The 23,348-nt window shown below is 70.8% G+C and carries 20 protein-coding genes and 1 pseudogene; 5 read left to right on the top strand and 16 right to left on the bottom strand.

Annotated features, from left to right (window positions below):
* Positions 1 to 180: 180 nt before the first annotated feature.
* The 7 genes from ACFFGY_RS08115 to ACFFGY_RS08085 form a co-directional block, all read right to left on the bottom strand.
* Complete coding sequence (locus ACFFGY_RS08115; protein ID WP_377043957.1) at positions 181 to 1,836, bottom strand: hydantoinase B/oxoprolinase family protein; 1,656 nt, start codon at positions 1,834 to 1,836, stop codon at positions 181 to 183.
* Positions 1,836 to 3,926, bottom strand: a complete 2,091-nt coding sequence (locus ACFFGY_RS08110; RefSeq protein ID WP_377043956.1) for a hydantoinase/oxoprolinase family protein — start codon at positions 3,924 to 3,926, stop codon at positions 1,836 to 1,838. Before ACFFGY_RS08110 ends, ACFFGY_RS08115 begins: the two co-directional genes overlap by 1 nt.
* 262 nt (positions 3,927 to 4,188) lie before the next feature.
* Positions 4,189 to 4,929 (bottom strand): SDR family NAD(P)-dependent oxidoreductase, encoded by a 741-nt coding sequence (locus ACFFGY_RS08105; RefSeq protein WP_377043955.1) that lies wholly within the window; start codon positions 4,927 to 4,929, stop codon positions 4,189 to 4,191.
* Between the two features lie 67 nt (positions 4,930 to 4,996).
* Positions 4,997 to 6,169 carry a motility associated factor glycosyltransferase family protein gene (locus ACFFGY_RS08100; protein WP_377043954.1) on the bottom strand — a complete coding sequence of 391 codons (1,173 nt, stop codon included), beginning with the start codon at positions 6,167 to 6,169 and terminating at the stop codon, positions 4,997 to 4,999.
* Positions 6,166 to 6,654 (bottom strand): hypothetical protein, encoded by a 489-nt coding sequence (locus ACFFGY_RS08095; protein ID WP_377043953.1) that lies wholly within the window; start codon positions 6,652 to 6,654, stop codon positions 6,166 to 6,168. Before ACFFGY_RS08095 ends, ACFFGY_RS08100 begins: the two co-directional genes overlap by 4 nt.
* On the bottom strand, positions 6,651 to 9,857 hold the full coding sequence (locus ACFFGY_RS08090; RefSeq protein ID WP_377043952.1) for a glycosyltransferase family 4 protein: 3,207 nt from the start codon (positions 9,855 to 9,857) through the stop codon (positions 6,651 to 6,653). The genes ACFFGY_RS08095 and ACFFGY_RS08090 overlap by 4 nt, the downstream gene beginning before the upstream one ends.
* Positions 9,857 to 11,479, bottom strand: a complete 1,623-nt coding sequence (locus tag ACFFGY_RS08085) for a hypothetical protein (protein WP_377043951.1) — start codon at positions 11,477 to 11,479, stop codon at positions 9,857 to 9,859. The genes ACFFGY_RS08090 and ACFFGY_RS08085 overlap by 1 nt, the downstream gene beginning before the upstream one ends.
* 426 nt (positions 11,480 to 11,905) lie before the next feature.
* Between ACFFGY_RS08085 and ACFFGY_RS08080 the strand changes: the two genes are divergently transcribed.
* Genes ACFFGY_RS08080 through ACFFGY_RS08070 form a run of 3 tightly spaced genes read left to right on the top strand, consistent with a single transcriptional unit; the run spans position 11,906 to position 14,227 of the window.
* The gene (locus ACFFGY_RS08080; RefSeq protein WP_377043950.1) at positions 11,906 to 12,940 is read left to right on the top strand and encodes a Gfo/Idh/MocA family protein; all 1,035 of its coding nucleotides are present in this window, start codon (positions 11,906 to 11,908) and stop codon (positions 12,938 to 12,940) included.
* A 14-nt stretch (positions 12,941 to 12,954) separates the two neighbouring features.
* Complete coding sequence (locus ACFFGY_RS08075) at positions 12,955 to 13,536, top strand: D-sedoheptulose-7-phosphate isomerase (protein ID WP_377043949.1); 582 nt, start codon at positions 12,955 to 12,957, stop codon at positions 13,534 to 13,536.
* 19 nt (positions 13,537 to 13,555) lie between these two features.
* On the top strand, positions 13,556 to 14,227 hold the full coding sequence (locus tag ACFFGY_RS08070; RefSeq protein ID WP_377043948.1) for an acylneuraminate cytidylyltransferase family protein: 672 nt from the start codon (positions 13,556 to 13,558) through the stop codon (positions 14,225 to 14,227).
* A gap of 43 nt (positions 14,228 to 14,270) precedes the next feature.
* On the opposite strand, the gene ACFFGY_RS08065 is transcribed toward ACFFGY_RS08070, so the two are convergent.
* Both ACFFGY_RS08065 and ACFFGY_RS08060 read right to left on the bottom strand, forming a co-directional pair.
* Complete coding sequence (locus ACFFGY_RS08065) at positions 14,271 to 15,038, bottom strand: 2-keto-4-pentenoate hydratase (protein ID WP_377043947.1); 768 nt, start codon at positions 15,036 to 15,038, stop codon at positions 14,271 to 14,273.
* Positions 15,035 to 15,763, bottom strand: coding sequence for an inositol monophosphatase family protein (locus ACFFGY_RS08060; protein WP_377043946.1), 729 nt, complete (start codon positions 15,761 to 15,763; stop codon positions 15,035 to 15,037). The genes ACFFGY_RS08065 and ACFFGY_RS08060 overlap by 4 nt, the downstream gene beginning before the upstream one ends.
* 187 nt (positions 15,764 to 15,950) lie before the next feature.
* Between ACFFGY_RS08060 and ACFFGY_RS08055 the strand changes: the two genes are divergently transcribed.
* Positions 15,951 to 16,601, top strand: coding sequence for a metal-dependent hydrolase (locus tag ACFFGY_RS08055; RefSeq protein ID WP_377043945.1), 651 nt, complete (start codon positions 15,951 to 15,953; stop codon positions 16,599 to 16,601).
* 25 nt (positions 16,602 to 16,626) lie between these two features.
* Here the strand turns inward: ACFFGY_RS08055 and ACFFGY_RS08050 are convergent, their stop codons facing one another.
* Together ACFFGY_RS08050 and ACFFGY_RS08045 are read right to left on the bottom strand one after the other, a co-directional pair.
* Positions 16,627 to 17,427 carry a creatininase family protein gene (locus tag ACFFGY_RS08050; protein ID WP_377043943.1) on the bottom strand — a complete coding sequence of 267 codons (801 nt, stop codon included), beginning with the start codon at positions 17,425 to 17,427 and terminating at the stop codon, positions 16,627 to 16,629.
* A gap of 29 nt (positions 17,428 to 17,456) precedes the next feature.
* A complete protein-coding gene (locus ACFFGY_RS08045) occupies positions 17,457 to 18,233 on the bottom strand; it encodes an SDR family NAD(P)-dependent oxidoreductase (RefSeq protein ID WP_377043942.1) in 777 nt (258 codons plus the stop codon).
* 710 nt (positions 18,234 to 18,943) lie between these two features.
* Here ACFFGY_RS08045 and ACFFGY_RS08040 point away from each other — a divergent pair.
* Positions 18,944 to 19,210: pseudogene (locus ACFFGY_RS08040) on the top strand (HU family DNA-binding protein); the annotation flags it as partial.
* 102 nt (positions 19,211 to 19,312) lie between these two features.
* Here the strand turns inward: ACFFGY_RS08040 and ACFFGY_RS08035 are convergent.
* From ACFFGY_RS08035 to ACFFGY_RS08015, 5 genes are read right to left on the bottom strand one after another with little or no spacing between them, the layout of a single operon-like run.
* On the bottom strand, positions 19,313 to 20,155 hold the full coding sequence (locus tag ACFFGY_RS08035) for an LpxI family protein (protein ID WP_377043941.1): 843 nt from the start codon (positions 20,153 to 20,155) through the stop codon (positions 19,313 to 19,315).
* Complete coding sequence (gene lpxA / locus ACFFGY_RS08030) at positions 20,152 to 20,985, bottom strand: acyl-ACP--UDP-N-acetylglucosamine O-acyltransferase (RefSeq protein ID WP_377043940.1); 834 nt, start codon at positions 20,983 to 20,985, stop codon at positions 20,152 to 20,154. Before lpxA ends, ACFFGY_RS08035 begins: the two co-directional genes overlap by 4 nt.
* Positions 20,982 to 21,455: a 3-hydroxyacyl-ACP dehydratase FabZ gene (gene fabZ, locus ACFFGY_RS08025; RefSeq protein WP_377043939.1), complete on the bottom strand. Its 474-nt coding sequence runs from the start codon at positions 21,453 to 21,455 to the stop codon at positions 20,982 to 20,984. Before fabZ ends, lpxA begins: the two co-directional genes overlap by 4 nt.
* A complete protein-coding gene (gene lpxD / locus ACFFGY_RS08020) occupies positions 21,452 to 22,489 on the bottom strand; it encodes a UDP-3-O-(3-hydroxymyristoyl)glucosamine N-acyltransferase (protein WP_377043938.1) in 1,038 nt (345 codons plus the stop codon). Before lpxD ends, fabZ begins: the two co-directional genes overlap by 4 nt.
* Positions 22,490 to 22,496: 7 nt before the next feature.
* Positions 22,497 to 23,342: an OmpH family outer membrane protein gene (locus tag ACFFGY_RS08015; protein WP_377043937.1), complete on the bottom strand. Its 846-nt coding sequence runs from the start codon at positions 23,340 to 23,342 to the stop codon at positions 22,497 to 22,499.
* Positions 23,343 to 23,348 lie beyond the last annotated feature (6 nt).

Raw genomic sequence — 23,348 nt, 5'->3', positions numbered from 1 at the left:
CAGCTCAGCCGAGGCCTGGCCTGCTCACGGGCGCTTCCGATGCTGGCCTGGCCGCACCGGCTCCGGCCTGGGTCCGGGCATCTGCGTCGCGGCCCGGACCATGGCCCACTGCCGCTCCCGGGAGCGGCGGACCGCCGGTCGCGACGGTCACGCGGCCGTCGCGATGTCACCGGGTGGGTGTCAGCGCGACACCAGCCCGTCCGCGATGTCACGCTCCAGCGCCGCCGGATCGCGCTCGGCCGGGTCGCCCATGCCGCCGCCGCCCGGCAGCTTGAGCAGCAGGTGCCGTCCCGCGGGCACGGTCTGGTAGCCCTTGGCGCGCAGCACCGTGCCGTCGTCCAGCCCGACCCAGCCCGGCGCGCCGTCCTGCCCGCCATCGCGCCCGCGTGGCGCGTTGTCGACGCGGTCGAAGATGGCATTCACGGCGAATTCGGCCTCGCCCTTGGCGCCGATCTCCATGATCTGGCCCATGCCGCCGCGGGTACGGCCGGCACCGCCGGAGTCCGGGCGCAGCTCCTTGCGCCAGAAGATCACCGGCGCGACGTTCTCGGTGGCCTCCACGGGGACGGTGCGAACGCCCGAGGGGAAGGCCGTGCCGTCCAGCCCGTCCAGCCGCGGGCGGGCGCCGGTGCCGCCAGAGTTGAAGGTGATCACCTCGAAATCCGGCAGCGTGGCGCCCTGCCCGCTCACCTCCGAGCCGCCGCGCAGCGGGGGGTTCCACAGCGCCGAGGAGCCTTCCGCCGTCACCCGGTCCGGCACCGCCTGGTGCAGGCAGCCCATCATCAGGTCGGGCAGCAGCTGTCCGACGATGTGGCGCACCGCCACCGGGTAGGGACGCGGGGCGTTGAGGATGCAGCCCTCGGGAATCACCATGCGGAAGGGCTGCAGGCTCGCCCAGTTGTTGGGGATCTCCGGTGCCACGACGCACTTGATGCCGAAGCAGGCATAGGCGCGGCAGTAGGCGGGCGGAACGTTGATGGCGCGTCCCGACAGGCCCGAGGTTCCGGCGAAGTCCACCTCGATCGCGTCGGGGCGGATCGTCATGGCGGCCACGAGGTCCACCGGCGCCTCGTAGCCGTCGGAGCGGACGGTGGCGCGGAAGGTGCCCTCGGGCAGCTTGGCGATCTCGGCCACCGTGGCGCGCAGGCTGCTGCTGAAGATGAAGCTGGCCAGCGGGTCGAGGCTGTCCATCGAGAACTCGTCCATCATCTCGACCAGGCGGCGCGCGCCGGCGTCGTTGCAGGCGCAGAGCGAGTAAACGTCTCCCTCCAGCTCCGCCGGCGTGCGCGTGCCCATGCGCAGGATGTCGAAGAAGGTCTCGTTGGCGACGCCCCGGTCAAAGCACTTGATGATCGGGATGTAGAGACCTTCCTCGTAGACGGAGCGCGCGTCCGGCCCCATGCCGCGGCCGCCCACGTCGATCACGTGCGCGGTGTTGGCGAACAGGCCGACGATGTGGCCGTCGCGGAAGGCCGGCGTTACCACCGTCAGGTCATGCAGGTGCCCGGTGCCGAGCCAGGGATCGTTGGTGATATAGTGGTCCCCGGGCTGCATGCTCTCCACCGGGAACTTGCGCATGAAGTGCCCCACGCTCTCCATCATGGAGTTCACGTGGCCGGGCGTGCCGGTCACCGCCTGCGCCAGCATGCGGCCCTGAAGGTCGAAGATCCCGGCGGAAAGGTCTCCCGCCTCGCGCACCGTGGTGGAGAAGGCGGTGCGGATCATGGTCTGCGCCTGTTCCTCCACCACCGCGATCAGGCGGTTCCACTGGATCTGGCGCTGGATCGTGGCCAGGGCATCCGGCTGGCCGGAGGGGGTCACCGAAGCGTCGTTCATCACGCGGTCTCCCGCAGCAGTTCGAGGTAGCCGAGGCCATCGGCGCGGCATGTCCAGCCGGGGCCGACCAGCGTGCTGGTTTCCGTCTCGGCGATGATGCAGGGCCCCTGGACGGCAGCGCCGGGCGGCAGCGCCTCGCGATCATAGACCGGCCAGGCGGAGACCGTGCCGCTCAGCGTGTCGCGCACCTGCTGCTGGCGGATCGGGCTGCCGGCCGGGGCGGGCTCGGGCTCGGCCACCGGCTCGGCCGCCTCGGTCAGGGTCGCCACGGTCAGCGCGAAGGTCAGGATCTCCACGTCGGAACCCGGCACGGGGCGGTCGTAGAAGCGGGTATATTCCGCGTCGTAGGCCGCGCGGATGGCGGCGACATCGGCCTCGTCCAGCGCGCGCGGGGGCAGCGGCACCGCGATCTCGTGCCCCTGCCCGACGTAGCGCATGTAGGCGGTGCGGGTCTGCGCGGTGGGGGCCCCGAAGGCACCGGGCGCCACCATGGCCTCGGCCTCGCGCGCCATGTCCTCGAGCAGGGCGTTCACCGCCAGGCGGTCGAAGCTGGCGAAGCGCTGGTAGAGCGAGCGCACCACCTCGTAGCCCACCGGCGCGCGCAGGAAGCCGATGGCGGAGCCGACGCCGGCGCCCGAGGGCACCAGCACGCGGCGGATGCCGATCTTTTCCGCGACGCGGTAGCCGTGTACCGGGCCGCCGCCGCCGAAGGCGATCATGGCGCGGTCCTCGAAGCCCTTGCCGGATTCGATGGCGTGGACGCGCGCGGCATTGGCCATGTTCTCGTCCACCATCTCGATCACGCCCAGCGCCGCCATCTCAGGCTCCAGCCCCAGGCGGGTGCCGACATGTTCCCGCAGCGCCTCGCGTGAGCGTTCCGGCTGCAGCTGCATCGTGCCGCCCGCGAAGAGCGTCGGCTCGTAGCGGCCGAGCAGGAGGTTGCTGTCGGTCACGGCCGGCTTCGTGCCACCGCGTCCGTAGCAGGCCGGCCCCGGATCGGCCCCGGCGCTTTCCGGGCCGACCTGGATCAGCCCCAGGGCGTCGATGCTGGCGAGCGAGCCACCGCCGGCGCCGATCTCCACCATTTCCAGCACGGGGATCCGCAGCGGCAGGCCGGAGCCCTTGCGGAAGCGGCCGACGCGGGCGACCTCGAAGGTGCGGCTGGCCTGCGGCGCATAGTCGTCGATCAGGCAGACCTTGGCCGTGGTGCCACCCATGTCGAAGCTCAGCACCTTGTCCAGCCCGCGCTGCCGTGCGACGTGCGCCGAGAAGATGGCGCCGCCGGCCGGGCCGCTTTCCACCAGCCGGATCGGGAAGCGCGCGGCAGTATCCAGCGTGGTCAGGCCGCCGCCGGACAGCATCATGAAGACCGGCGCGTCCATGCCCATCTCGCGCAGCCCGCGCTCCAGCAGGCCGAGGTAGCGCGCCATCAGCGGCTGCACGTAGGCGTTGGCGGCGGTGGTGGAGAAGCGTTCCCATTCCCGCATCTCCGGACTGACCTCGCTCGACAGCGAGACCGGCAGTTCCGGCCACATCTCGCGCACGATCTCGGCCGCGCGACGCTCATGCACCGGCTGCACGAAGCCGTGGATGAAGCCGATCGCCAAGCTTTCCACGCCCGCTTCGCGCATCGCGGTGACCTGCTGCCGGACTGCGGCCTCGTCCAGCGGGCGCAGGACCTTGCCTTCGTTGTCGAGGCGCTCGGGCACCGTCAGGCGCAGGCGGCGCGGCACCAACGGTTCCGGCAGGGCGATGTTGAGGTCGTACTGGTCGTAGCGGCTCTCGTTGCCGAGCGCGAGAACGTCGCGGAAGCCTTCCGTGGTCAGCAGCGCCGTGCGGGCGCCCTTGCGCTCGATGATGGCGTTGGTGGCCAGCGTCGTGCCGTGCACCATCACCGCGATATCGGAGGGTTGCAGTCCAGCCTTCCGCAGCAGCACGCGAACGCCTTCCAGCAGGCCCGTTTCCGGCGTGGCCGGGGTGGTGAGCACCTTGGCCGTCCAACGCTCGACGCCGGCGGCGCTGGTGCGTTCCGCCGCGAGGTCGGTGAAGGTGCCGCCGATATCGGCCGCGAGGCGAACCGTGCCGGTCACGCCGGCAGCCCCGACATCCCCGGGCGCACCGTATCGCGAAGGAGGGCGGAACGGCAGGACACGGGAAAACGGGGCGGACGCATTTCAGGTACTCCATGCAGCGACCCGGGCGCAGCCCGGCGCCGCAGCCTGCGCAGAACACCAGACCGTTGCAAGGGATGGCGGCATACTGGCCGCATACGGTCACCAAAGACGAGGAACTGGGCAAAAAGGCGCTGCCCTGCCCGCAGGTTGTTCACACCGTGCGCCGACGCGCCCTGCGTCAGACGTGCTGGCCGCCGTTGATGTGGATCTCCGCGCCGTTGATGTAGGCAGAGGCCGGCGAGCACAGGTAGAGGATGGTTTCCGCGACCTCGCGCGCTTCGCCCAACCGGCGCATCGGGATCTGCTCCTGCACGATCCTGTCGGTGCCGGGCGACAGGATCGAGGTCCTGATCTCACCCGGCGCGATGGCGTTCACGCGGATGCCGGCCTGCCCGAACTCGTGCGCCATCTCGCGCGTCAGCGCCGCCAGCGCTGCCTTGGAGCAGGCATAGGCCGTGCCGGCGAAAGGATGCACGCGCGAACCCACGATCGAGGTGACGTTGACGACCGAGCCGCCGGCCGCGCGCAGCTCCTCGAACAGCCCACGCGCCAGCAGCGCGATCGAAAAGAGGTTCACGTTGAACACGGCGTTCCAGGCGGCGTAGTCGGTGGCCATCACGCCCAACCGGGCGCCGCCCGGTCCCTTCGGCGAGATGCCGGCATTGTTGACCAGTGCGTGCAACTGCCCGTCGCCCAGGCGCTGCTTCACCAGAGCGATGAGCTCGCCCACCTGAACCGGGTCGCTGAGGTCGGCCTGGAGGTGGCTGTCGCGCGCCTCGGGCCAGGCGCAGGCGTCGTCGAAGGGCTGGCGCGACACCGTGAGGATGCGCCAGCCTTCCTCCTGGAAGCGCTTCACCGTGGCATGGCCGATGCCGCGGCTGGCACCCGTCAGCAGCATGGTCTTACGGGCCTGGGACATCGGCATCACCTCCGGTCGCGGCGACGCTCAGCCGGTGCCGCTGCGACGGGATAGCAGCCCGGGCCGTTCAGACGAAGCGTTCGAACTCCGCTTTGGGGAAGGCGTCGAGATGCGTGCCCGGCGTGGCGTTGATGATTTCGACGCCGTTCGCTGCCCCCCAGAGCGAGCAGTAGCTGTAGCAGACCTCGGACCAAGCGGTGCGCGGCGGCACGAAGATGCGGTTGCTGGTGTAGTTGTTGGTGAAGTGCGTCGGCCCCTGCGCCGTGTTGCCTTCCCAGAAGTCGAAGCCCAGCCGGGTGCGCTTGAGCAGGTCCTCGGGCGCGATATGCGCCGTGGGGTTCGGATCCTGCTCGTCCTGGCCGCGGCGCCGCACCTTGGCGATCGGGTAGGTGTGGTCCACGCCGATCAGCACGACCGGGTTGCAGCCCATCATCACCGCGAGCTGGATCAGCACGATGGTCACGGTGAAGCTGTTGAACAGCATCGCCGGCGTTTCCCCGAACTGCGGGAAAGGCAGGATGCTGTCGCCGGCCGGGATCTCGCCGGGCATCGGCACCGGCACCTGGTTGGGCATGCGCATGAAGCCCAGGTACTCGAAGGGGATGAACTTGATGGACTCCGCGTCCATCCCCGCCTCGTACTCCTCGCGATACATCTCGATCTGCAGCCGGTCCGAGATGGCCCAGTAGGGGAAGCTCAGCCCCCAGTCGGCATAGCCCATGAAGGAGCGGTTGGAGCCGAAGGCCACCTGCCCCCGCAGCTTGGTCATGTCGATATTGCGCAGGCTGGGCCCATTGCCCACCACGAAGGCGCGCTGCCCGGCGTGGCGGTTGCGGAAACCGTCGAGCAGCAGCGGCACCTCGATGCGGAGCTCCTGCGTACGGCCCTGGAAGTGGAAGCGGCGCACGCCCAGCGCGTGCAGCACGCGCACCGCCGGGTAGCGGTCGTTCCAGGCCGGCTGCTCCTGCCCGCCCAGGAAGACCATGGACATGCGCGCGGGCTCGCTCAGGATCACCGCCTCGTCGCCGACATGCCCCAGCAGCGGGCGCAGGCGCAGCGCTTCCGGCCGGTCGGGCGCGTCGGGCAGCACGAAGTGGCGCAGGCCGTGGCGACGCGCGATGCCGGCCGCGATGGGCGCGTCCTCGAGGTCGGACACCAGCACCGTCGGCACGCCGGGCGCCTGGCGCAGCCAGTTCTCCGCGAGGTCGGCATCGGCGGCGTTGACGTGGACGATCTTCATGCCGGGACAGCCTCAGCGGGTTGGGAAAGAGGCTGAGGAGGACGATCCACGGCCAGGAGCGCTGGGCCGCACAGGCAGGTGCCGTCGGGATGCGGCAGGGTCCAGCCGAGACGCAGCTCCAGCCGGCCGTTCCTGCCGCCGGCCGGGTCGGGAAGCGCGGCCGCCAGGGCCAGGACGCCGGGCAGCCCGTCGAACTCAGCCGGCACCGGGACCGGCTGCAACGCCAGCGGCCGCCCGTTCAGGCGCAGCTCCAGCCCGCCATAGGCGGCGAGGTCCTCGCCCGCCAGCACGAGACGCAGCTGCGGCACCTCGCCCTCGAGGGCCGGCAGCGGCAGCACCGCGGTGGGACCGGGGCCAATCCGGCGCGCCGGCAGGCTGTCGACGAACTCAACTTCCAGCAGGCCGAGGCTGGTCACCCCTTCGCGCAGCAGCAGCCGTCGCGCGGCGCCGGCCTGGGCCAGAACCTCCGGCAGACGCGCGCTCATGCCGCCACCTTCGGGTCGAGATGCACTTCGTGGCTGTCCTCGCCGCCGCCTTCCGGCTGCAGCAGCACGGGTCCGGACAGGACCTCGTCCAGCACGGCGTAGGGGTGCTCGGGCAGCGCCGGGAGCGTGAAGCCGCCGGCAGGAACCTCGGCAGCGGCGACGCAGGGCCAGGGGCCGCCGCGCTGCAGCGACACCACCGGCACCCCCATGCCCAGTGCGGCCACCGCCGGGGACGAAGGATCACCCCGGTTGCAAGGGTCCACCAGGGCGATGACCCTGGCACGGTCGAGCATCACGAATTCCGGCACCCAGGCGAGCGCCACCTCCGCCGGCAGGCCCAGCTGCAGGCGCACGGCATCGGGCGACATGAGCGGTGGCGCGTCGACGACGCACAGGATCGTGCTGCCCGCCTCCCCCGCAGGTTCCAACAGGGCCGACACGGTGGACGCGACCTCGTGCGGGTCGGCCCGGGTCGCGTCCACCGCGATCCAGGGAGTCTTGCCCGAGGGCGCCGAAACGCCATCGAGCCGCAAGGCCGCCAGGACACCGGCCGCGTCAGGACCGAGGGAGCGCCCTTCCCGCCCGGGCTCGAAGCCGATTGCCTCCGCCGGCGCGGCGGCGACGGAGGCCGCGGGCCAGAGCGTGGTGGCCCGCATCTCCAGCGGCACGGCGCCCGGACGCTTCTGACCCAGCAGCATCACGGCGCCCAGGCCGGGCTCCGCCGATAGCTGGTCGAGGCAGTTCAGCAGGGCGTCCGGCCCCGGGTGAAGGTCGTTGAGCAGGAGGATGCCATCCGACAGCGCCTGCCACCGGGCGAGGTCGGCGGTGAAGTGGTGGGGGTTGCCGTGCAGCAACAGCACCAGCGGCCCGCGCCGGCGCAGTTCCGCCATCAGGGCGCGCTCCGGTGCGCCGGCCACCGGCGCCAGAGGGCCGTTGTCACCGATCACCAGCAGGGTCACGCCGCTGCCGGCCTCGGTCAGCAGCGTCGGCGGCAGCAGCGCCGCGTCGGCGCTCCACTTGCCCTTGCCGCGCCGGACGCGCTCCGGCGTCACGCTCATGGCGTGCGCCACCTCGCCGTCGCGGATGAACTCCACCCGGGCCTCGGCGCCGGGCAGGTTCGGGGCGCGGGCGTTCAGCGCGAAGCCGGAGTAGGCGTCGCCATAGGCGCGGTTCTTGTTGTGCAGCCCGGCCTGGAGACGGTCGGGCAGGGTTTCGCCCATCAGTTCGCCGTCGAGCAGCACGCGGATCGCCTCGACGCGCGGGCGCGACAGGACGTGTCCCTCGATCTCCAGCACGCCGTACTCGTCCAGGATGGCGCGCTTGAGCTCGGCCAGGAAGGGAAGGCTCGTCGGGTCCTCGGCCGGCATGGACGGCTCGGCCTTGCCGGCGGTGGCGCGTTCCCACTTCACGGGCATCCGCTGCACCGCGATGCCGCCGGGGCCGTAGCCGACCAGCGTGAACTCACCGGCCGCTTCCAGCATCCAGCTTTCCTCGCGCGTCAGGTGCGCGGCAAAGGCCGGGGACTGCTGCGGAAAGCCCTCGAGCTTGGCGATGACGTCGGGGCGCGCCCGCCCGCCCTGGAGCCAGACCCGGCGCGGTCCGGCAAAGCCTTCGATCAGCATCGGCACCGGCGCGCCGGCGGCCCAGCCGGACACCAGGGCGCTGTCCGCTTCCCGCTGGTACTTCATGCCGCCGGTGCGCCACCAGGCCGGCGGCTTCTTGGGCCGGGCGGCGGCGAGTTCCGCGAGGTCGTAGATGCGGGTCGCATGGTCGAGCACCGCGCCGTCCGCCGCGAGCGCCACGGCGGTGACCTGGACGCTGTCGCCCATGGCGACGTGCGGGCGCACGAGCCCGAAGCCGACCTCCGCCGTCTCGACCCATGGCTGTGCCGCCAGCACGTCGGTGCGGGTCATGCCGCGCTGCGCGGTGCCGAGCAGTTCCCTGTCGACGTAGAGCAGCACGCTGCTATCCGGCGGCACCGCGGCCCAGCCGCGCAGTTCCAGCAACCAGCCGGGATGCATCACGGCGGCGCCGAGATTTACCAGCCGCCGTTCCGGCCGGCGCGGCGGCTTGTTCGGGACCGCCGGCGTACGCCGGGCAGGCAGCGGCGCGTCAAGGAAGCGCTGCAGGCTTTCCAGCGCCGCCCGGCCACAGGCTTCCACCGAGGCCACGGAAGCCACGGCCTCGGGCAGGTGCCGCCAGTCCTCCGGCGAGGATCGCATGACCTCCAGCAGGCCGCGGCGCAGCCCGGCCACGTCGCCCACCGGCGCGGTGATCAGCGCGTCGCCGCAAACCTCGCGGAACACGTCGAGGTCGTAGCAGACGCAGGGCGTTCCGGCCGAGAGCGCCTCGATCGGCGGCAGGCCGTAGCCCTCGAACCAGGACGGGTAAAGCAGGACGCGCGCGCGCTTGAGCTCGACGAACTTCTCGGTGTCGCTGGCGAGCGGCCGGACCTCGACCTCGATGCCATAGCGGCGGGCCACCGGAACCAGCGTGTCGCGATACGCCTCGTCCAGCTTGGGGCTGCCGACGATCAGCGACAGCGTCCAGCCGCGCATCTCCTCGCCCAGCACGTCGATGATGTCCTGCGCGCCCTTGTGCGGGTCGCGCGGCCGCACGAAGCACAGGATGCGGTTTTCCCGGTACTGGGGCGCGGCGCGGTTCAGCGCGTCGAGGTTGATGGGCTGGTGCCAGTGATCGAACATCAGACGGTCGTCGCCGTACCAGAGCCGGGCGTACTTCTCGGACTCGCGCGAGTTGCTCAGCACCAGCACGCCGTTGTCGGCCACGTCCTCGGTGGCCAGGCGCCACTCGCGCCACAGGACCTCGTCGCGCGCCACCGGCACCGCGGCGTTGAACCAGTTCGGCGTTTCGAAGTTGAAGATGCACAGCCGGGCGCCGCGGCGACGGGCGAAGCCGCGCGCGCCCACGTAGACCATCCGGTCCAGCGACTGCGTGGGGATCAGCACCACCACGTCGAAACCGCCCTCGGGCAGCGCGTCCTGGAAGTTCTTGGTGACGAAGATGTCCACCTTCCCGGGCCGCCCGAAGGCGTGCAGGTCCTCGTGGAACACCGGAACGTGGTTGGTGCAGAAGGCGACCTCGGCCCCGGCGCGGGCGAGGCACTGCGCGAGGACGTAGGCCGCCAGGCGGCCGCCACCGTAGTTGCCGGGGGCATTGGTGACGAAGATCGCGACGCGCATCAGGCTGCCCTCCTCCAGTCGGGCGACGACACCGCGAGACCGCGCTGCGCCAGCGCCGCCAGCAGCGGCGCGAGCCGCTCCTGCTCCTCCGGACCGACACGGAGCTCGAGCGAGGCGCAGCCGAGGTGGAGCGCGAAGAGCAGCAGCGCGTCCAGCCGGTGGCGCCGTTGCGGCAGCAGGGACGGCAGGCAACGCTCGTCGTAGCCCAGCAGGGTGGCGCGGTCTTGCGGACCGCCGTTCTCGCCGGGACGGCTCCAGAAGGCGGCGGAGCTGGCGTCGAAAAGGCTCGCCACGCGACCACGCCGCCCATCGCCGGCCCAGCTCAGCTCCACCACGTCGGCACGTTCCGCCAGGGCCTGCGAGTCGCCCGCCTGCAGCACCAGGACGTCGTGCTCCGGAACCTCGCCACCGGCCTCGCCGTCCAGCAGTACGGCATGGGCGCCGGCACGGCTGCCGCGCAGCGCTTGCAGCATCTGGCGGTCCGACTGGGTTGCCTGCGGCAGCAGGGGCACGGGCTCCAGGCCCCACTGCTCCACCGAAGCGGCGAGCGCATCGAAGCCTTCGCCTTCCGCCAGCACCAGCAGCCGTTCCACGCCCAGCGCGTAGGCCCTGGTGACCGGCAGGCCCTGGGCACCGCCGTCGAGGCGGAAGGCCTGAACATTCCCCGGCAGGCTCGCGAGGTCGGACAGCAGCGTGTCGCGGCTGTCCGGCGGCAGACCGTCCAGCAGCACGCCCTCGCCGCCGCGGCCCAGGCGGCTGCGGAGAAACACGCGGCGCAGCACCTGGTCCAGCATGGGCTTCGTGCCCTGTGCCTCGAGCCCGAGTGCGGCCAGCAGCGACGACACGCCGCCGCCGGCGGGCAGCGTCATAATGTCGGCGCCAGGGCACTGGCGCAGCAGCACCGCGCGGGAGGCTTCGTCGGGCAGGATCGCCACCACGCCGCGGAGCTTCTCGCGCATCTGGTTGATCAGGCGCTGGCGATGCAGGGGCACGAAGATCAGGCGTGGCGCCGAAACATCGTCACGCTCCACGAGCACGGCGCGACGCATGGCAGCACCCGGCTTGCCCAGCCGCGCCAGGAGTTGCGGCGTTTCCGCTACGAGGCGGGACGTGCCACCGCCGAAGGCTGGCAGCAGCCGCTGCAGCGAGGCCTCGAGCCCCGGGTCGGAGGGTAGCTGATCCCAGGTTCCGGCCCCTTCCGGCATCACCCGCGCCGGCACCAGCGGCGCGGCGGCATCGAAGCTTTTCAGGATGTCCGCCACCGCCGCCTCGAACACCTCCGGCTGGCCGCAGAACAGCAGCACCGGCACGCAGCCTTCGCGGCGAAGCCCTTCGGCCAGGCTGCACAGGCGGTTCCACGACGCGCCGGACAACCCTGTGGCGGCGAGAAACACCACCCTATCGGCAGCGCCCTTCAGGAAGTCCTGGGTCGCCTGGTGACGTGAGACCACGGGGCCGGGGTAGCGCTCCATCGCCGGGTCGAGGCGTCCCCACAGCGTGATCCGCCGCGACAGGCCCGGGGACGCACCCGGGTCGGCGGCCTGGAGCTCCACCGCCTCCGCCGGGGTGGCGAGCCGACGCCTCAACTCGAGCCGGTTCTTCGACAGGAGCTGCAGCGGCATCCGCTCGCCCGCTGCGGTCGAGGCAACAACCCCCGGTAGGTGCCCCGCGGCCTGCAGCCGCAGGGTCAACACGCCGCCGCCATCGATGCTCGCCTCTTGAACGAGGAGCGCGTCGAGGGCTGCCGCGGGCGTGCGGGAACCGGCAGTGTCTGGAGCGGGATGGGACGACATGCAGCTCGCTGGCAAGGGAAGGATCGGCCACACAGTCCCTCACCTGGGCTTTACGGGCAAGGCCGACATTCCATGTACTTAAGATAAATTATGAGACGTTTCTCGAAAAAATAATGAAAATCTTGCGTCAGCGTGTACCCTAGAGGATGCTTGTCGCTGCGGTTTGTGCAATGCAATGCTCTCGGCGGTCCGACCTTTGGGCGCCGGGCAGGGTACGGCCGTGCCGACACGAACTAAGCGAAAGGCTTGCAACCAATGCGCGTAGGCATCATCGGCTTTGGCAAGATGGGGCAGATCCGCGCCGCCGCCATCGAGGCAGGCGGGCAGGCCGAAATCGTGACGGTGTTCGACACCGTGGTGGCCGACGATTGCCCCTATCCCGTCGCCTCCTCGGCGGAAGAAATCGTCGACGATCCCACCCTCGACGCGGTGTTCATCTGCACGCCGAACTGGCTGAACCGCCCCCTCACGATCGCGTCGCTGCGGGCCGGCAAGCACGTCTTCTGCGAAAAGCCGCCCTGCTTCAACGGCACCGAGATGCGCGAGATCATCGGGGTCGAGCGCGCGTCCGGCCGGACGCTCATGTACGGCTTCAACCACCGCCATCACGGCGCCATCCTGCGCATGAAGGAGATGGTGGCGGGCGGCGAGTTCGGCCGGGTGCTGTGGATGCGCGGACGCTACGGCAAGAGCGTGGATGGCGATTACCTGACGGGCTGGCGCGCCGACAAGAAGCTGGCCGGCGGCGGCATCCTGCTCGACCAGGGCATCCACATGCTGGACCTGCTGTTGCACATCAACGGCCGCGCCTTCGACGAGGTGCACGCGCTGGTGTCCAACCTTTACTGGAAGACGCCGGGCATCGAGGACAACGTCTTCGCGCTGATGCGCGACAGCACCACCGGCTGCTCCGTGTCCTTCCATTCCACCATGACGCAGTGGCGCCACCTCTTCTCCCTCGAGGTGTTCCTGGAGCGCGGCTACCTCGTCCTGAACGGCCTGAAGACGAATTCCGGCACCTACGGCGAGGAGGTGCTGACGATCGCGCGCAACCGCGCCAGGGCACCGGCCGCGACCTTCGACAGTGAGGAGCGCATCCACTTCGAGGTCGACGCCTCCTGGCAGCGTGAAACCGATGCCTTCTTCGAGGCCGTGCGGACCGGCAGCGAGGTGCAGTACGGTTCCTCCACGCAGGCGCTGCAGGTGCTCGACCTGATCGATCGCATCTACGAAAACGAGCGGCACGAGTCCGAGGAGCTTCGCGAGACGCTTCTCGGCCACGCGGATTGATGGAGGGTTTTCCGATGGACGCAGCGTCCGACACCGATTGGAACGGCTGGCTCAGCGACTACTACAAGCGCTACACGGCCGACGCCTTCGATCCGCGCCACTTCCCGAACCTGATCGCCTTCCGTGACCTCGCCATCAAGCTGCGCGACAACAAGCGCAAGATGATGCTGGCGGGCAACGGTGCCTCGGCCTCCTTCGCCTCGCACGGCGCGGTGGACTTCACCAAGCAGGGCAAGGTCCGCGCGGTGGACTTCAACGAGCCCAACCTGATCACGGCCTTCAGCAACGACTACGGTTACGAGAACTGGGTTTGGCGCGCCATGGAGCGCTACGCCGATCCGGGCGACGCGGCGGTGCTGATCTCGGTCAGCGGCACCTCGCCGAACCTGGTCAAGGCGGCGGAATGGGCGCGGCAGAACGAGGTCACCGTGGTGACCTTCACCGGCAAGTCGGAAGGCAACCCGCTGAAGGCACTGGGCGACATCAACTTCCACCTGCCGTCGGGCGCCTACAACGTGGTCGAGGGCGTGCATAACATCTGGCTGACCACGGTGGTCGACATGGTGGTGGGCCGCGCCGAGTACAGCGTGGGCTGATCCGGTGCGCATCATCGCGATGATCCCTGCCCGCCTGGGCAGCCAGCGGCTCAAGCAGAAGAACCTCAAGGAAATCCGCGGCGCGCCGCTGATCGCGCACGCGATCCGCAAGTGCCTCGCGGCCGGGGTTTTCGACGAGGTCTGGGTGAACTCCGAAAGCGCCATTTTCGGCGAGGTGGCGGCCGCCGAAGGCGTGCAGTTCCACCAGCGGCCGGAGCACCTGGGCTCCAACACCGCGACCTCGGAGCAGTTCGTGGCGGAGTTCCTGGAAAAGCACCCGTGCGACGCCGTGGCGCAGGTGCATTCCATCGCGCCGCTGCTCACTGCCGAGGAGGTCCGCTCCTTCGTCGCCCATATGCGGGAAGGGCAGGAGGATGCGCTGATGAGCGTCATCCCCGAGAACCTGGAATGCATGTATCGTGGGGAGCCGGTGAACTTCACCTTCCGCGAGAAGACCAACAGCCAGGACCTGTTGCCGGTGGAGCGGATCACCTGGTCGATCACCGGCTGGCGCCGCGCGCCCTACCTGGAAGCCTTCAACGCCGGAAAGTGCGCGACCTATGCCGGCCGGATCGGCACCTGGCCGGTGGGCCGCATGGCCGGCCACGTCATCAAGACGCAGGAGGACTTCGACATCGCCGACGCCCTCTGGGACACGGTGCACGGCACCGCGGCGGCGCAGCCCGCCTGAGGCGAGATGGCGGGAGCCTTCATGCTCCCGCCCCTCCCGGCTTTTAAGCTGGCAGCTGCAGCTTCACCGTGCCGAAGCGGCCGAAGGACGCCACGACCTCGCCCGGGCGCGGCGGCTGCAGGCAGCCGGTGCAGGACCCCGTCATCACGTACTGCCCGGCCTCGATCGTGTAGCCGCGGGCATTGGCCAGGGCCACGAAGGCGACGGTGGCCCCGAACGGCCCGCCCTCGACCAGGGAGCCGGGGCCGCTCGCCGCTACGACGCCGTCGAAGGCGACCGAGGCTTCGAGTTCCATCAGCTCCTCCGGCGTCCAGTCCGCCACGCCCTCCCCGACCACGCCCAGGCCGGACGCGCCGTTGTCGGCGATCAGCCCGAAGGCACCGTGGACGCCCAGGCCGGCGAAGCGGGTCTGCGGCACCTCGATGGAGGGATGTACCGACACGATCGCGGCCCGCACATCCTCGGCCGACCAGGGCGCGCCGCGCGGGTCGAGGTCGCGACCGAAGCGGAAGGCGATCTCGCTTTCCACGCCCGCCTGCGGCAGATCCTCCGCCTTCGGCGCGGCACCCGACGGCAGCACGCGCTCGGCAGGCAGGACGCCGAAGAAGCCGCGAGGCAGCCCGAAGCCTTCCCGCACTGACTTCACCGTCGCGCCGAGCTTCCAGGCGCCGATGCGCCCGATGGTCTGCGCGACCATCGCGTCCTGCACCGCCTCCGCCGCGGCGAGGCTGTCGGGCAGCTCGCCTTCGGCGGGCGTCACCACCTGCCGCGCGCGAACCGCCTCCGCCAGCTTCGATGCCAGAGCTGTCATGCTTTCACCTTCCCTGTCGTGGCACGGACGTGCATCGGCTCACCGACCTTGCCGGTGACCGAGATCTCGCCGCCCGCAGCCTCCACCAGCGCGCAGCCGGCGGCCACGTCGTACCAGTTGATACCTTCTTCCTCGTAGCCGTCGAACCGGCCGGCGGCGACCCAGGCCAGCGAGAGCGCCGCGCTGCCGATCATGCGCACCTTGGTCCAGGAGGCGACCCGGCCGAAGACCCGCGCCAGCCCGTCCGGCGAATGGTCCGCATGGGCCGGCAGCCCGGTGGCCAGCACCGCGCGGGGGCGTTCCGGCGGCTGGGTCGCGACGCCGTTCACGCGAAAGCCCAGACCGGGGCCGCCCGAAAACAGCTCGTCCCGGTTGAAGTCGTAGATGGCGCCCAGCACCGCGCGATCGTCCCGGCACAGCGCCACGGACACGCAGCACAGCGGCACGCCGCGAAAGAAGTTCCAGGACCCGTCCAGCGGGTCGAGCGCCCACCAGGGTTCCCCAGCCCCGGGCTGCCCGCCGATCCAGCCGGCTTCCTCGCTGAACACCGGAAAGGGCGCGCCCTCGCGCAGCGCTGCGATGATCATCGCTTCGGACGCCTTGTCCTGCTGCAGCTTGATGTCGCGGCCGATGGCGGATTCCGCCACGCCCTGCCCGGCGCGCAGGAGGTCACGGCTGGTCTTCGCGGCCGATTCGGCCAGCGCGAGAGCGTCGAGATCGTTCATGCCGCGATCCTGCGCCAGAGGCGGCGGAGCGGGAAGCGCCGGAGGCGCGGATGGGTGCTGGCCGGACTCACGACGAATCCGAGTCGAAAATTGCTCATCACGGCAAGAATCCTGAACAAACAGCCTTGTAGAGCGGAATCTTGACACCTAGTCTCACGCGCACCTGAACGAGGCTTTCCACCCGCCGATGATGGCCGGCTCGCACATCGCGCTCGGCGCCGCGGCCTGGCTGGTGGCCGCACCGCATTTCGGCCTACCGGCGGTGGAACCGCTCAGCCTCGGCCTCGCCGTGCTCGGGTCGCTGCTGCCCGACATCGACCATCCGAAATCCTGGGCGGGCCGGCGCGTCCGTCCGCTGTCGAACCTCATCGGCGCCGTGTTCGGGCACCGGGGCTTGACCCATTCCGCGCTGGCGGTGGCGGCCTGCCTGGTGCTGCTGAGCCAGTCCGACCTGCGGCCCTCCATCGTGGCGCCGCTGGTAGTGGGCTACCTGTCGCACCTAGCGGCCGACCTGTTGACGCCCAAGGGGCTGCGCCTCGCCTGGCCGCTGCGGGGGAACTACGCCTTGCCGCTCTGCCGCACCGGCTCCCCGTTCGAGCCGCTGGTGGTGGCGCTGGTGCTCTGCTGGGCGGGCTCCGGCATGGGGGGGCCGGCCCTGGTCAGCCGGGCGACGCTCGATAGCGGCTGGCGCGAGCTCGGGTTGTGCAGGCTGCTCACCGGCCACGGCAGCTTCCAACCCTGTGCGACATCGGCCGGGTCGCGACCGGTACGGCCGATCCGGACCGCGGGCCGGGGAGTCGGAACCCCTCCCCCGCGCGGCGCCGCGGAAGGTTCCTGAGGGGCCAGCTTTCCGCCTGCCCTGCTTACCCCTCGCTTGAGGCGGTGGCGGCCCGGAAGCGGGTGATGAACTCGGCGCAGAGCGAGACGATGTGCTCCGTCACCTGCGCCCCGGCTTCTGCCGAACACATGGCGGGGTCGCCGCCCGTCATGCCGTTGCCGGTGACCTCGTCGATGTTGAGAGGCATGGCCACCTCGACGCCTCCGAAGCGGATGGCGCCGGTCCCGGCCGTCTCGAAGCCCAGGAAGCGCCGGCCGTTCTCGGGCCGCTCCGCCAGATCCGGCCGCATCAGCTCGGGAAACAGGTGAGCGTAGACCGAGCTGACCGGTTCGCCGCCATGGGCGAAGCCTTGCTTCGCGGGCACGCCGTAGGCTTTTTCCCAAAGCTCGGCGGTCTGCAGCCGCCACAGGTTGAGTGACGGCATCAGCACCTGCCGTTCGGCCCGCAGATCACGGGCGACGCGGTCGATCAGGGGCGCGTTGCCCGTGTGGCCGTTCAGGATCACCAGGTGCCGCAGGCCATGATCGAGGAAGTTGTCGGCCACGTCGCGCAGGAGCCGGCAGAAGGTGCCCGCGCGCAGCTGCACGCCGCCTGGAACGGCACGGAAATGGTCGGCGTAGCCGAAGGGGATCGTCGGGGCCGCGATGGCGCCGCAACGCTCCGCCACGCGAGCGGCCAGGGCTTCGGTCAGCATGAAGTCGCCCATCGGAGCGGTGGGCCCCTGCTCCTCCTGCGAGCCGAGCGGCAGGATGATCACGGGCTTCTCGGGCAGGCGCTGCTCGAACTCCCGGAAGGTCATCTGGGCAAGGACGTGCTTCGCGGTCATCGGACCAGCCTCCTGTGGTGGCAAGCGGCTCAGCCGCCGATATGGACGCCGCCGTTCACGTGCAGGACCTGCCCCGTGATGTAGCCGGCGGCCGGTGAGGCCAGAAAGGCGATGGCCGCCGCGACCTCGGCAGGCTCGCCCAGCCGTTCCAGTGGAATGCTGCGGAGCTGACGGTCCCGCTGCGCCTCGTCGAGGGCGGCGTGCGCGCGCGCGTCCTTGCGGATGAAGCCGGGCGCCACGGCATTCACGGTCAGGCCGCGCGGCGCGACCTCCACGGCCAGCGCACGAACCAGCGCTTCCATGCCGGCCTTGGCCGCGGCGCTCGCGGGGAACAGCGTGATGTCCCGCCGGAACGTGTGGGCCACGAAGGAACTCACCGCCACGATTCGCCCGTCCCGCGCTTGCGCCATCAGGGGCAGGCAGGCCTGGGCCAGCCGGAGAAAACCCGTCTGGATCGTGGCCACGGAGCGGGCATAGCTCTCGTGGTCGAGCGCGGCGAAGGGCGTGCGGTCGGCGAAGCCGGCATTGCTGACCACGACGTCCAGCCCGCCCAGATGCCTTCGCGCGGCCTCCGCCAGCGTCCCCGCGGTACCGTCTTCCGCCAGGTCCGCCAGCACCACCCAGGCTTCCGCGCCAGCCTCGACGGCGGCGCGGCGCACTGCCTCGGCGCCCTCGGCATTGCGGCGCGTGTGGATCAGCAGTGCGGTGCCCGGCGCGGCCATGGCACGGCAGGTCGCCGCGCCGATGCCGCTGGCGGCGCCCGTGACCAGTATCCTGCGTCCCTGGCCGGTGCCGGGGTGAGACATGTTGAACCTGCTGCGAATAGCGCGTGTCGGATGCTGCCCGGCACGATGCCGCGCGCTGCGCCGCCCATGCAAGGGAGCGGCCAAGCTGAAACTTCCGCCTGAGGGAACTGCCGTGCCGCAGGGGTGTTTTCCGGACAGCACCGGCCGGTCGGGCGATCACCCCGCCCGGCGCGGCCGGAAGCTGCCGAGGAGCGTCGCCATGACCATTCCTGTTGAACGGCCTGAGATGTCCGCTGCCAGGCGAGGAGCAGCGCGCCGCCTCACGGTGGCCCTTGCCTGCCTCGCGGCCATCGGCGCGACTGTTCCGGCGCCTGTGCACGCGCAGGCCTCCGGCGCGACTCCGGCTCTGCCCGAAAGCCGTGATGCCCGGCCGAATCCCGCGCCGCCCGCCTCCGGCTCCACCAGTCCAGCGCCCGGGGGCACCGGAACCGGCAACGGCGCCGCGCAGGCGCCCAGCGTCATCCGGCCACCGGCCTCGGTCGACCCGGGGATCCGCGCACCGGTGCCCAACCCGGAGCCCAACACGACGCCGGTGATTCCACCCCCTGGAAGTGCCGGCAATCAACCGAATGTACAGCCGCGTTAACAGCGGCTTCGCAGCTGCCACTTCATCTTTCGCGATGCTTGCTGCTGGACACAGGAAATTGGCGGACAGCACGCGACATGCGTGATGTGGTAAGCTATGCAGCGAGCACTACAGGAGGGGTTGCATGAGCAAGAAGTTTCTGACGGGCGTGATCGTCGAGTCCAGCGAGATGACGGGCGTGGCCGCCAATCGGTTGGCCAGCGACATCATCGCGGCCATCAAGAAGGAGATCATCGAGAACGGCCGCTTCTCGCTGCCGGACTTCGGGTCCTTCTCGATTCGCGAAACGCCCAAGCGGACGGCGCTGAACCCGCGCACCGGCGAAAAGGTCTCGGTGAAGGCGGGCGCCACGGTCCGCTTCAAGGCGGCGCCGTCGCTGAAGCAGTCGGTCTTCACGGGCATGAAGAAGGCCAAGCGCAAGGCGGCCCGCGCCACCCCGGCCGCGAGCTGATCCCGCCGCCCGGCAGCGGAACCAACCGCTGCCGGCGCTTCCTTAAGGGGCGTTCCCGTCCGGCGACAGGCTCAGCAGGAAGATCCCATGCCGGTCCGCGGCGGCCACCGTGGCGTCCCGGTTGAGAAGCAGGGTTCCCCCGGCCTCGAAGGCGATGCCCGACAGCCCGGCGGCCCGCGTGGCCTCGACCGTTTCCGGCCCGATTGTCGGCATGTCCAAGCTGCGATCCTGGGACGGCTTTACCAGCTTCACCACCACGCCGCCGCCGCCATCGCGCCGCAGCTCGCCGCAGCGGCGGATCAGCGCGTCGGTGCCTTCCACGCCCTCGACGCCCAGCACCAAGCCCTGCTGAACCACGGCCGCCTGGCCGACATCCAGCTGTCCCAGGCTCCGCACCACGGCCACGCCGCGCCGGATGTCGTCGTGGTCGCGTTCGGAAGGCGCGGCACGCGTCAGCAGGCCGGGCGGAACCTGGATGTCGTGCAGCAGGGCCTGCGCCCCGAGAAGGATGAAGCCCTCCTCCTCCAAGACACGCCGCACCGCCTTCAGCAGCCCGTCATCGCCGGAAAAGGCACGCATGCCGATGCGTGCGATGTAGCGGGCCGAGGCCGCGTCGGGCCGCAGCGCCAGGAAGGACGGCCGGCGGACATTGCCGGCCAGAACCAGTTGCCGGACGCCCTGCTCGCGCAGCCAGGGGATCGCGGAGCCGAGCGCGCCGAGACGCAGCGTCAGGCTGGGAAAGCCAGCCCAATCCGCCGGCAGGGCGAAGTCCTGCAGCAGCACCACACGGACCTCACGCCCCGCCTGCCGGGCGGCGGCGGCCACGCGCAGCGGCAGCTCGCCGCCGCCGGCGAAAAGGCCGAGCGGCCCGGAACCCTGACTCAAGCCACCTCGCCCGCGGCGTCGTCCTCGCGCTGCCCGTGGACCCGGGCCCGCATCAGACCGCGCCGGCTACGGGCATCCATGAAGCCCAGGATCTCCGCCACCGCCGGGTCCTCTCCCCAGGTGCTGCGGGTGCGTGACAGCCGGTCCGCGAAAACGCCGTCACGCGCGAACAGGGTGCGCACCGCGGCGCGCAGGGCGTTGATGCGATCCCGGCTGAAGCCGCGCCGCTTGAGGCCGATCAGGTTCAAGCCCGTGAGCCTCGCGCGATCACCCAGGCAGGCGCCGTAGGGGATCACGTCGGCCTCGACGCCGCTCATGCCGCCGACCACCGCCTGCCGTCCGATCCGGACGAACTGGTGCACCGCCGCGCCACCGCCGACGAAGGTGGTGTCGCCGATCTCGACGTGACCGCCCAGCATCACGTTGTTGGCCAGGATGACGTGGTGCGACAGGTTGCAGTCATGGCCCACATGGGCGCAGGCCATGATCAGGCAGTCGTCGCCGATGCGCGTCACGCCGTGACCGCCGACGCTGCCGCGATGCACGGTCGAATGTTCGCGCAGGATGGTGCGTGCACCGACCTCCACGCGGGTGGGTTCGCCCTTGTACTTGAGGTCCTGCGGCGGCAGTCCCACGGAGGCGAAGGGCATCAGCACGGCGCCGTCGCCCAGCGTGGTTTCCCCGTCGACCACCGCGTGGGACACGAGCTCGACGCCATTGCCCAGCACCGCCTTGGGGCCCACGGTGCACCAGGGACCGATGCGAACGCCCTCACCCAGGCGCGCGCCCTCGGCGATGATGGCGGTGGGATGGATCTCCGCCACGCTCACTTGTCCAGAATCATGGCGGCGTAGGTCGCTTCCGCCACCACGACGCCGTCCACCTTGGCCTCGGCCGCGAACTTCCAAACGTTGCCGCGCTGACGCTCCTTGACCACGTGGATGCGCAGCTGGTCGCCCGGCACCACGGGCTTGCGGAACTTCGCGTTCTCCACGGTCATGAAGTACACGAGCTTGCCGTGCGCCGACGGGCCCAGTGTCTTGACCACCAGCACCGCCGCCGTCTGCGCCATGCTCTCGATGATCAGCACGCCGGGCATCACCGGGTGGCGCGGGAAGTGGCCCTGGAAGAAGTTCTCGTTGACCGTGACGTTCTTCACGCCCGTGGCACGTTCGCCCAGCACCACGTCCACGATGCGGTCGACCAGCAGCATGGGATAGCGATGCGGGATCGCCTCCATGATCTGCCCGATATCATAGGCGTCGAGGGTTTCCCCCTGCGACTCTTGCTGACCGCTCATCCTGTCCTGTCCGTCACGTCTTTCCTGGCCGCCAGCTTTCGCAGTGTGGCGTAGCCGCGCATCGCGTCGCGCACCGGCTGAGACGGGCTGCCGAGCACGTCGGTTCCCGCCGGCACGTCGTTCATCACGCCGGACTGTGCACCGATCCGGGCCTTGGTCCCGATCCGCAGGTGCCCGGTCAGCCCGGCCTGGGCCGCCACCGTCACGTAGTCGCCCAGCACGGTGGAGCCTGAGATCCCCGCCTGGGCCACCACGATGCAGCCGCGCCCCGTCCGCACGTTGTGTCCGAGCATCACGAGGTTGTCCAATCGCGTTCCCGCGCCGAGCACCGTGTCGCCCGCGGCGCCCCGGTCCACGCAGGAATTGGCGCCGACCTGTACCCGGTCCTCCAGGATGACGCGGCCGAGCTGCGGCACGGTCACGAAGCGCCCCTGCTCATCGGGTACGAAGCCGAAGCCCTCGTTGCCGACCCGGGCGCCGGGATGCAACACGACCTCGTTGCCTGCCAGGCAGAAAGCGACGCTGGCATGGGCCTGGAGGTGGCAGTCGTCGCCGAACACGCAACCGTCCCCGACGGTGACGTGGGGGCCCAGGATGCAGCGGGCGCCGAGCGTCACGTCGCGGCCGATCACGGCGTAGGGACCGATCTCGCAACCCTCGCCGATCCGGCAGCCTTCGCCGATCACCGCTGTCGGGTGGATGCCGGGCCGGGGAGCCTGGGGCGGATGGAACAGCGCCGCGGCCCGGGCGAAGGCCAGTTGCGGGGAGCGGGCGCGCAGCACGGCCACCCCTTCCGGCACCTCGGCCACCTGGTCCGCCGCGACCACCACGGCACCGGCCGCCGTCGCCCGCAGCGCCTCGAGGTTGCGACGCCCTTCCGCGAAGGCGAGTTCGCCGCCATCGGCCGTGTTCAGGGGTGCCACGCCGCGCAGGCGGCGCGACGGGTCACCCGAAACGAGCTCGGCTCCGGCGGAGGCGGCGATGGCGGCGAGGTCGAATTCCCCCGCCGCCGGATGGAAGCGCGCGTCCGTCACCGGAACGTCAGCGGCGCTGCTGCTGGCCCTGCGCGGCGGGGCGCGCCGGCTGCTGGGCGGCTTGCCCCTGCGTGCTGCCCGCCTGAGCGTTGCCACCCTGGCCTGGCGGAGCGGGCGGGGGCGGCGGAACGTCGGCACTGGGGGCCGCACCCTCGGGGGCGAGGTTCACGCTGCGGAGCTGACGGTTCAGCTGCTGGCTGATCTCCTCCGTCAGGTCGAAGGGCGGCTCGTTGAAGATCACCAGCGGCCGCGGCAGCACGATGTTGACCTTGCGCGACGACGCGACCTGGCGGACCACCACGGCCAGCGCCTGCTCGATCTCGTTGAGCGCCTGCTGCGCCGCCTGCTCGATCCCGCGCGAGCGGTCGCGCAGGACGCGCTGGCTCTCGGTGATCTTCTCCTGCAGCTCACGCTCCTTGTTGCGAAGCGCCTCGGGCGGGTTGCGCTGCAGCTCGGGCGTCAGGGCGGCGCGCTCCTGCTGGAGCTGCTGCTGCTGGTCGCGCCAGCTCGCCTGCTCGCGCTGAAGGTCGTCGTTCAGCTTCTGGCGACGGCGCTCGATCTCCTCGCGCACGGCGTTGAAGGCGGTGGAGTTCCGCTGAACCTCGGGCACGTCCACGATGCCGATCACGGCATCGGGGGGCTGCTGACCCGGCGGCAGCGCGGCGCGCTGCACGGCCTGCGGCGGACGCTGCTGCGGCGCCTGCTGAGCCGGGCGCGGAGCCTGCTGAGCCGGGCGCTGCTGCTGCCCCTGGTTGGGCACGAACCAATCCTGCGCCTGCGCCGGCGCAACCGTCGCGGCGGCGGGAAGCAGGACGGCCAGGGCGGCGAGAGCGCTGCGCGCCTTCATCATCATGAACTC

This window comes from Roseomonas elaeocarpi, assembly GCF_042433915.1.
Taxonomy (GTDB): Bacteria; Pseudomonadota; Alphaproteobacteria; order Acetobacterales; family Acetobacteraceae; genus Roseomonas; species Roseomonas elaeocarpi.
Note: the sequence above shows the minus strand (reverse complement) of the source record. Positions and strands in the feature narration are given on the sequence as shown.

What these genes read in the sequence shown, in the direction of transcription:
- ACFFGY_RS08115 (WP_377043957.1), bottom strand. Translation starts at nt 1,836, where the DNA reads ATGAACGACGCTTCGGTGACCCCCTCCGGCCAGCCGGATGCCCTGGCC.
- ACFFGY_RS08105 (WP_377043955.1), bottom strand. Translation starts at nt 4,929, where the DNA reads ATGTCCCAGGCCCGTAAGACCATGCTGCTGACGGGTGCCAGCCGCGGC.
- ACFFGY_RS08100 (WP_377043954.1), bottom strand. Translation starts at nt 6,169, where the DNA reads ATGAAGATCGTCCACGTCAACGCCGCCGATGCCGACCTCGCGGAGAAC.
- ACFFGY_RS08095 (WP_377043953.1), bottom strand. Translation starts at nt 6,654, where the DNA reads ATGAGCGCGCGTCTGCCGGAGGTTCTGGCCCAGGCCGGCGCCGCGCGA.
- ACFFGY_RS08090 (WP_377043952.1), bottom strand. Translation starts at nt 9,857, where the DNA reads ATGCGCGTCGCGATCTTCGTCACCAATGCCCCCGGCAACTACGGTGGC.
- ACFFGY_RS08085 (WP_377043951.1), bottom strand. Translation starts at nt 11,479, where the DNA reads ATGCCGCTGCAGCTCCTGTCGAAGAACCGGCTCGAGTTGAGGCGTCGG.
- ACFFGY_RS08080 (WP_377043950.1), top strand. Translation starts at nt 11,906, where the DNA reads ATGCGCGTAGGCATCATCGGCTTTGGCAAGATGGGGCAGATCCGCGCC.
- ACFFGY_RS08075 (WP_377043949.1), top strand. Translation starts at nt 12,955, where the DNA reads ATGGACGCAGCGTCCGACACCGATTGGAACGGCTGGCTCAGCGACTAC.
- ACFFGY_RS08070 (WP_377043948.1), top strand. Translation starts at nt 13,556, where the DNA reads ATGATCCCTGCCCGCCTGGGCAGCCAGCGGCTCAAGCAGAAGAACCTC.
- ACFFGY_RS08065 (WP_377043947.1), bottom strand. Translation starts at nt 15,038, where the DNA reads ATGACAGCTCTGGCATCGAAGCTGGCGGAGGCGGTTCGCGCGCGGCAG.
- ACFFGY_RS08060 (WP_377043946.1), bottom strand. Translation starts at nt 15,763, where the DNA reads ATGAACGATCTCGACGCTCTCGCGCTGGCCGAATCGGCCGCGAAGACC.
- ACFFGY_RS08055 (WP_377043945.1), top strand. Translation starts at nt 15,951, where the DNA reads ATGATGGCCGGCTCGCACATCGCGCTCGGCGCCGCGGCCTGGCTGGTG.
- ACFFGY_RS08050 (WP_377043943.1), bottom strand. Translation starts at nt 17,427, where the DNA reads ATGACCGCGAAGCACGTCCTTGCCCAGATGACCTTCCGGGAGTTCGAG.
- ACFFGY_RS08045 (WP_377043942.1), bottom strand. Translation starts at nt 18,233, where the DNA reads ATGTCTCACCCCGGCACCGGCCAGGGACGCAGGATACTGGTCACGGGC.
- fabZ (WP_377043939.1), bottom strand. Translation starts at nt 21,455, where the DNA reads ATGAGCGGTCAGCAAGAGTCGCAGGGGGAAACCCTCGACGCCTATGAT.
- ACFFGY_RS08015 (WP_377043937.1), bottom strand. Translation starts at nt 23,342, where the DNA reads ATGATGATGAAGGCGCGCAGCGCTCTCGCCGCCCTGGCCGTCCTGCTT.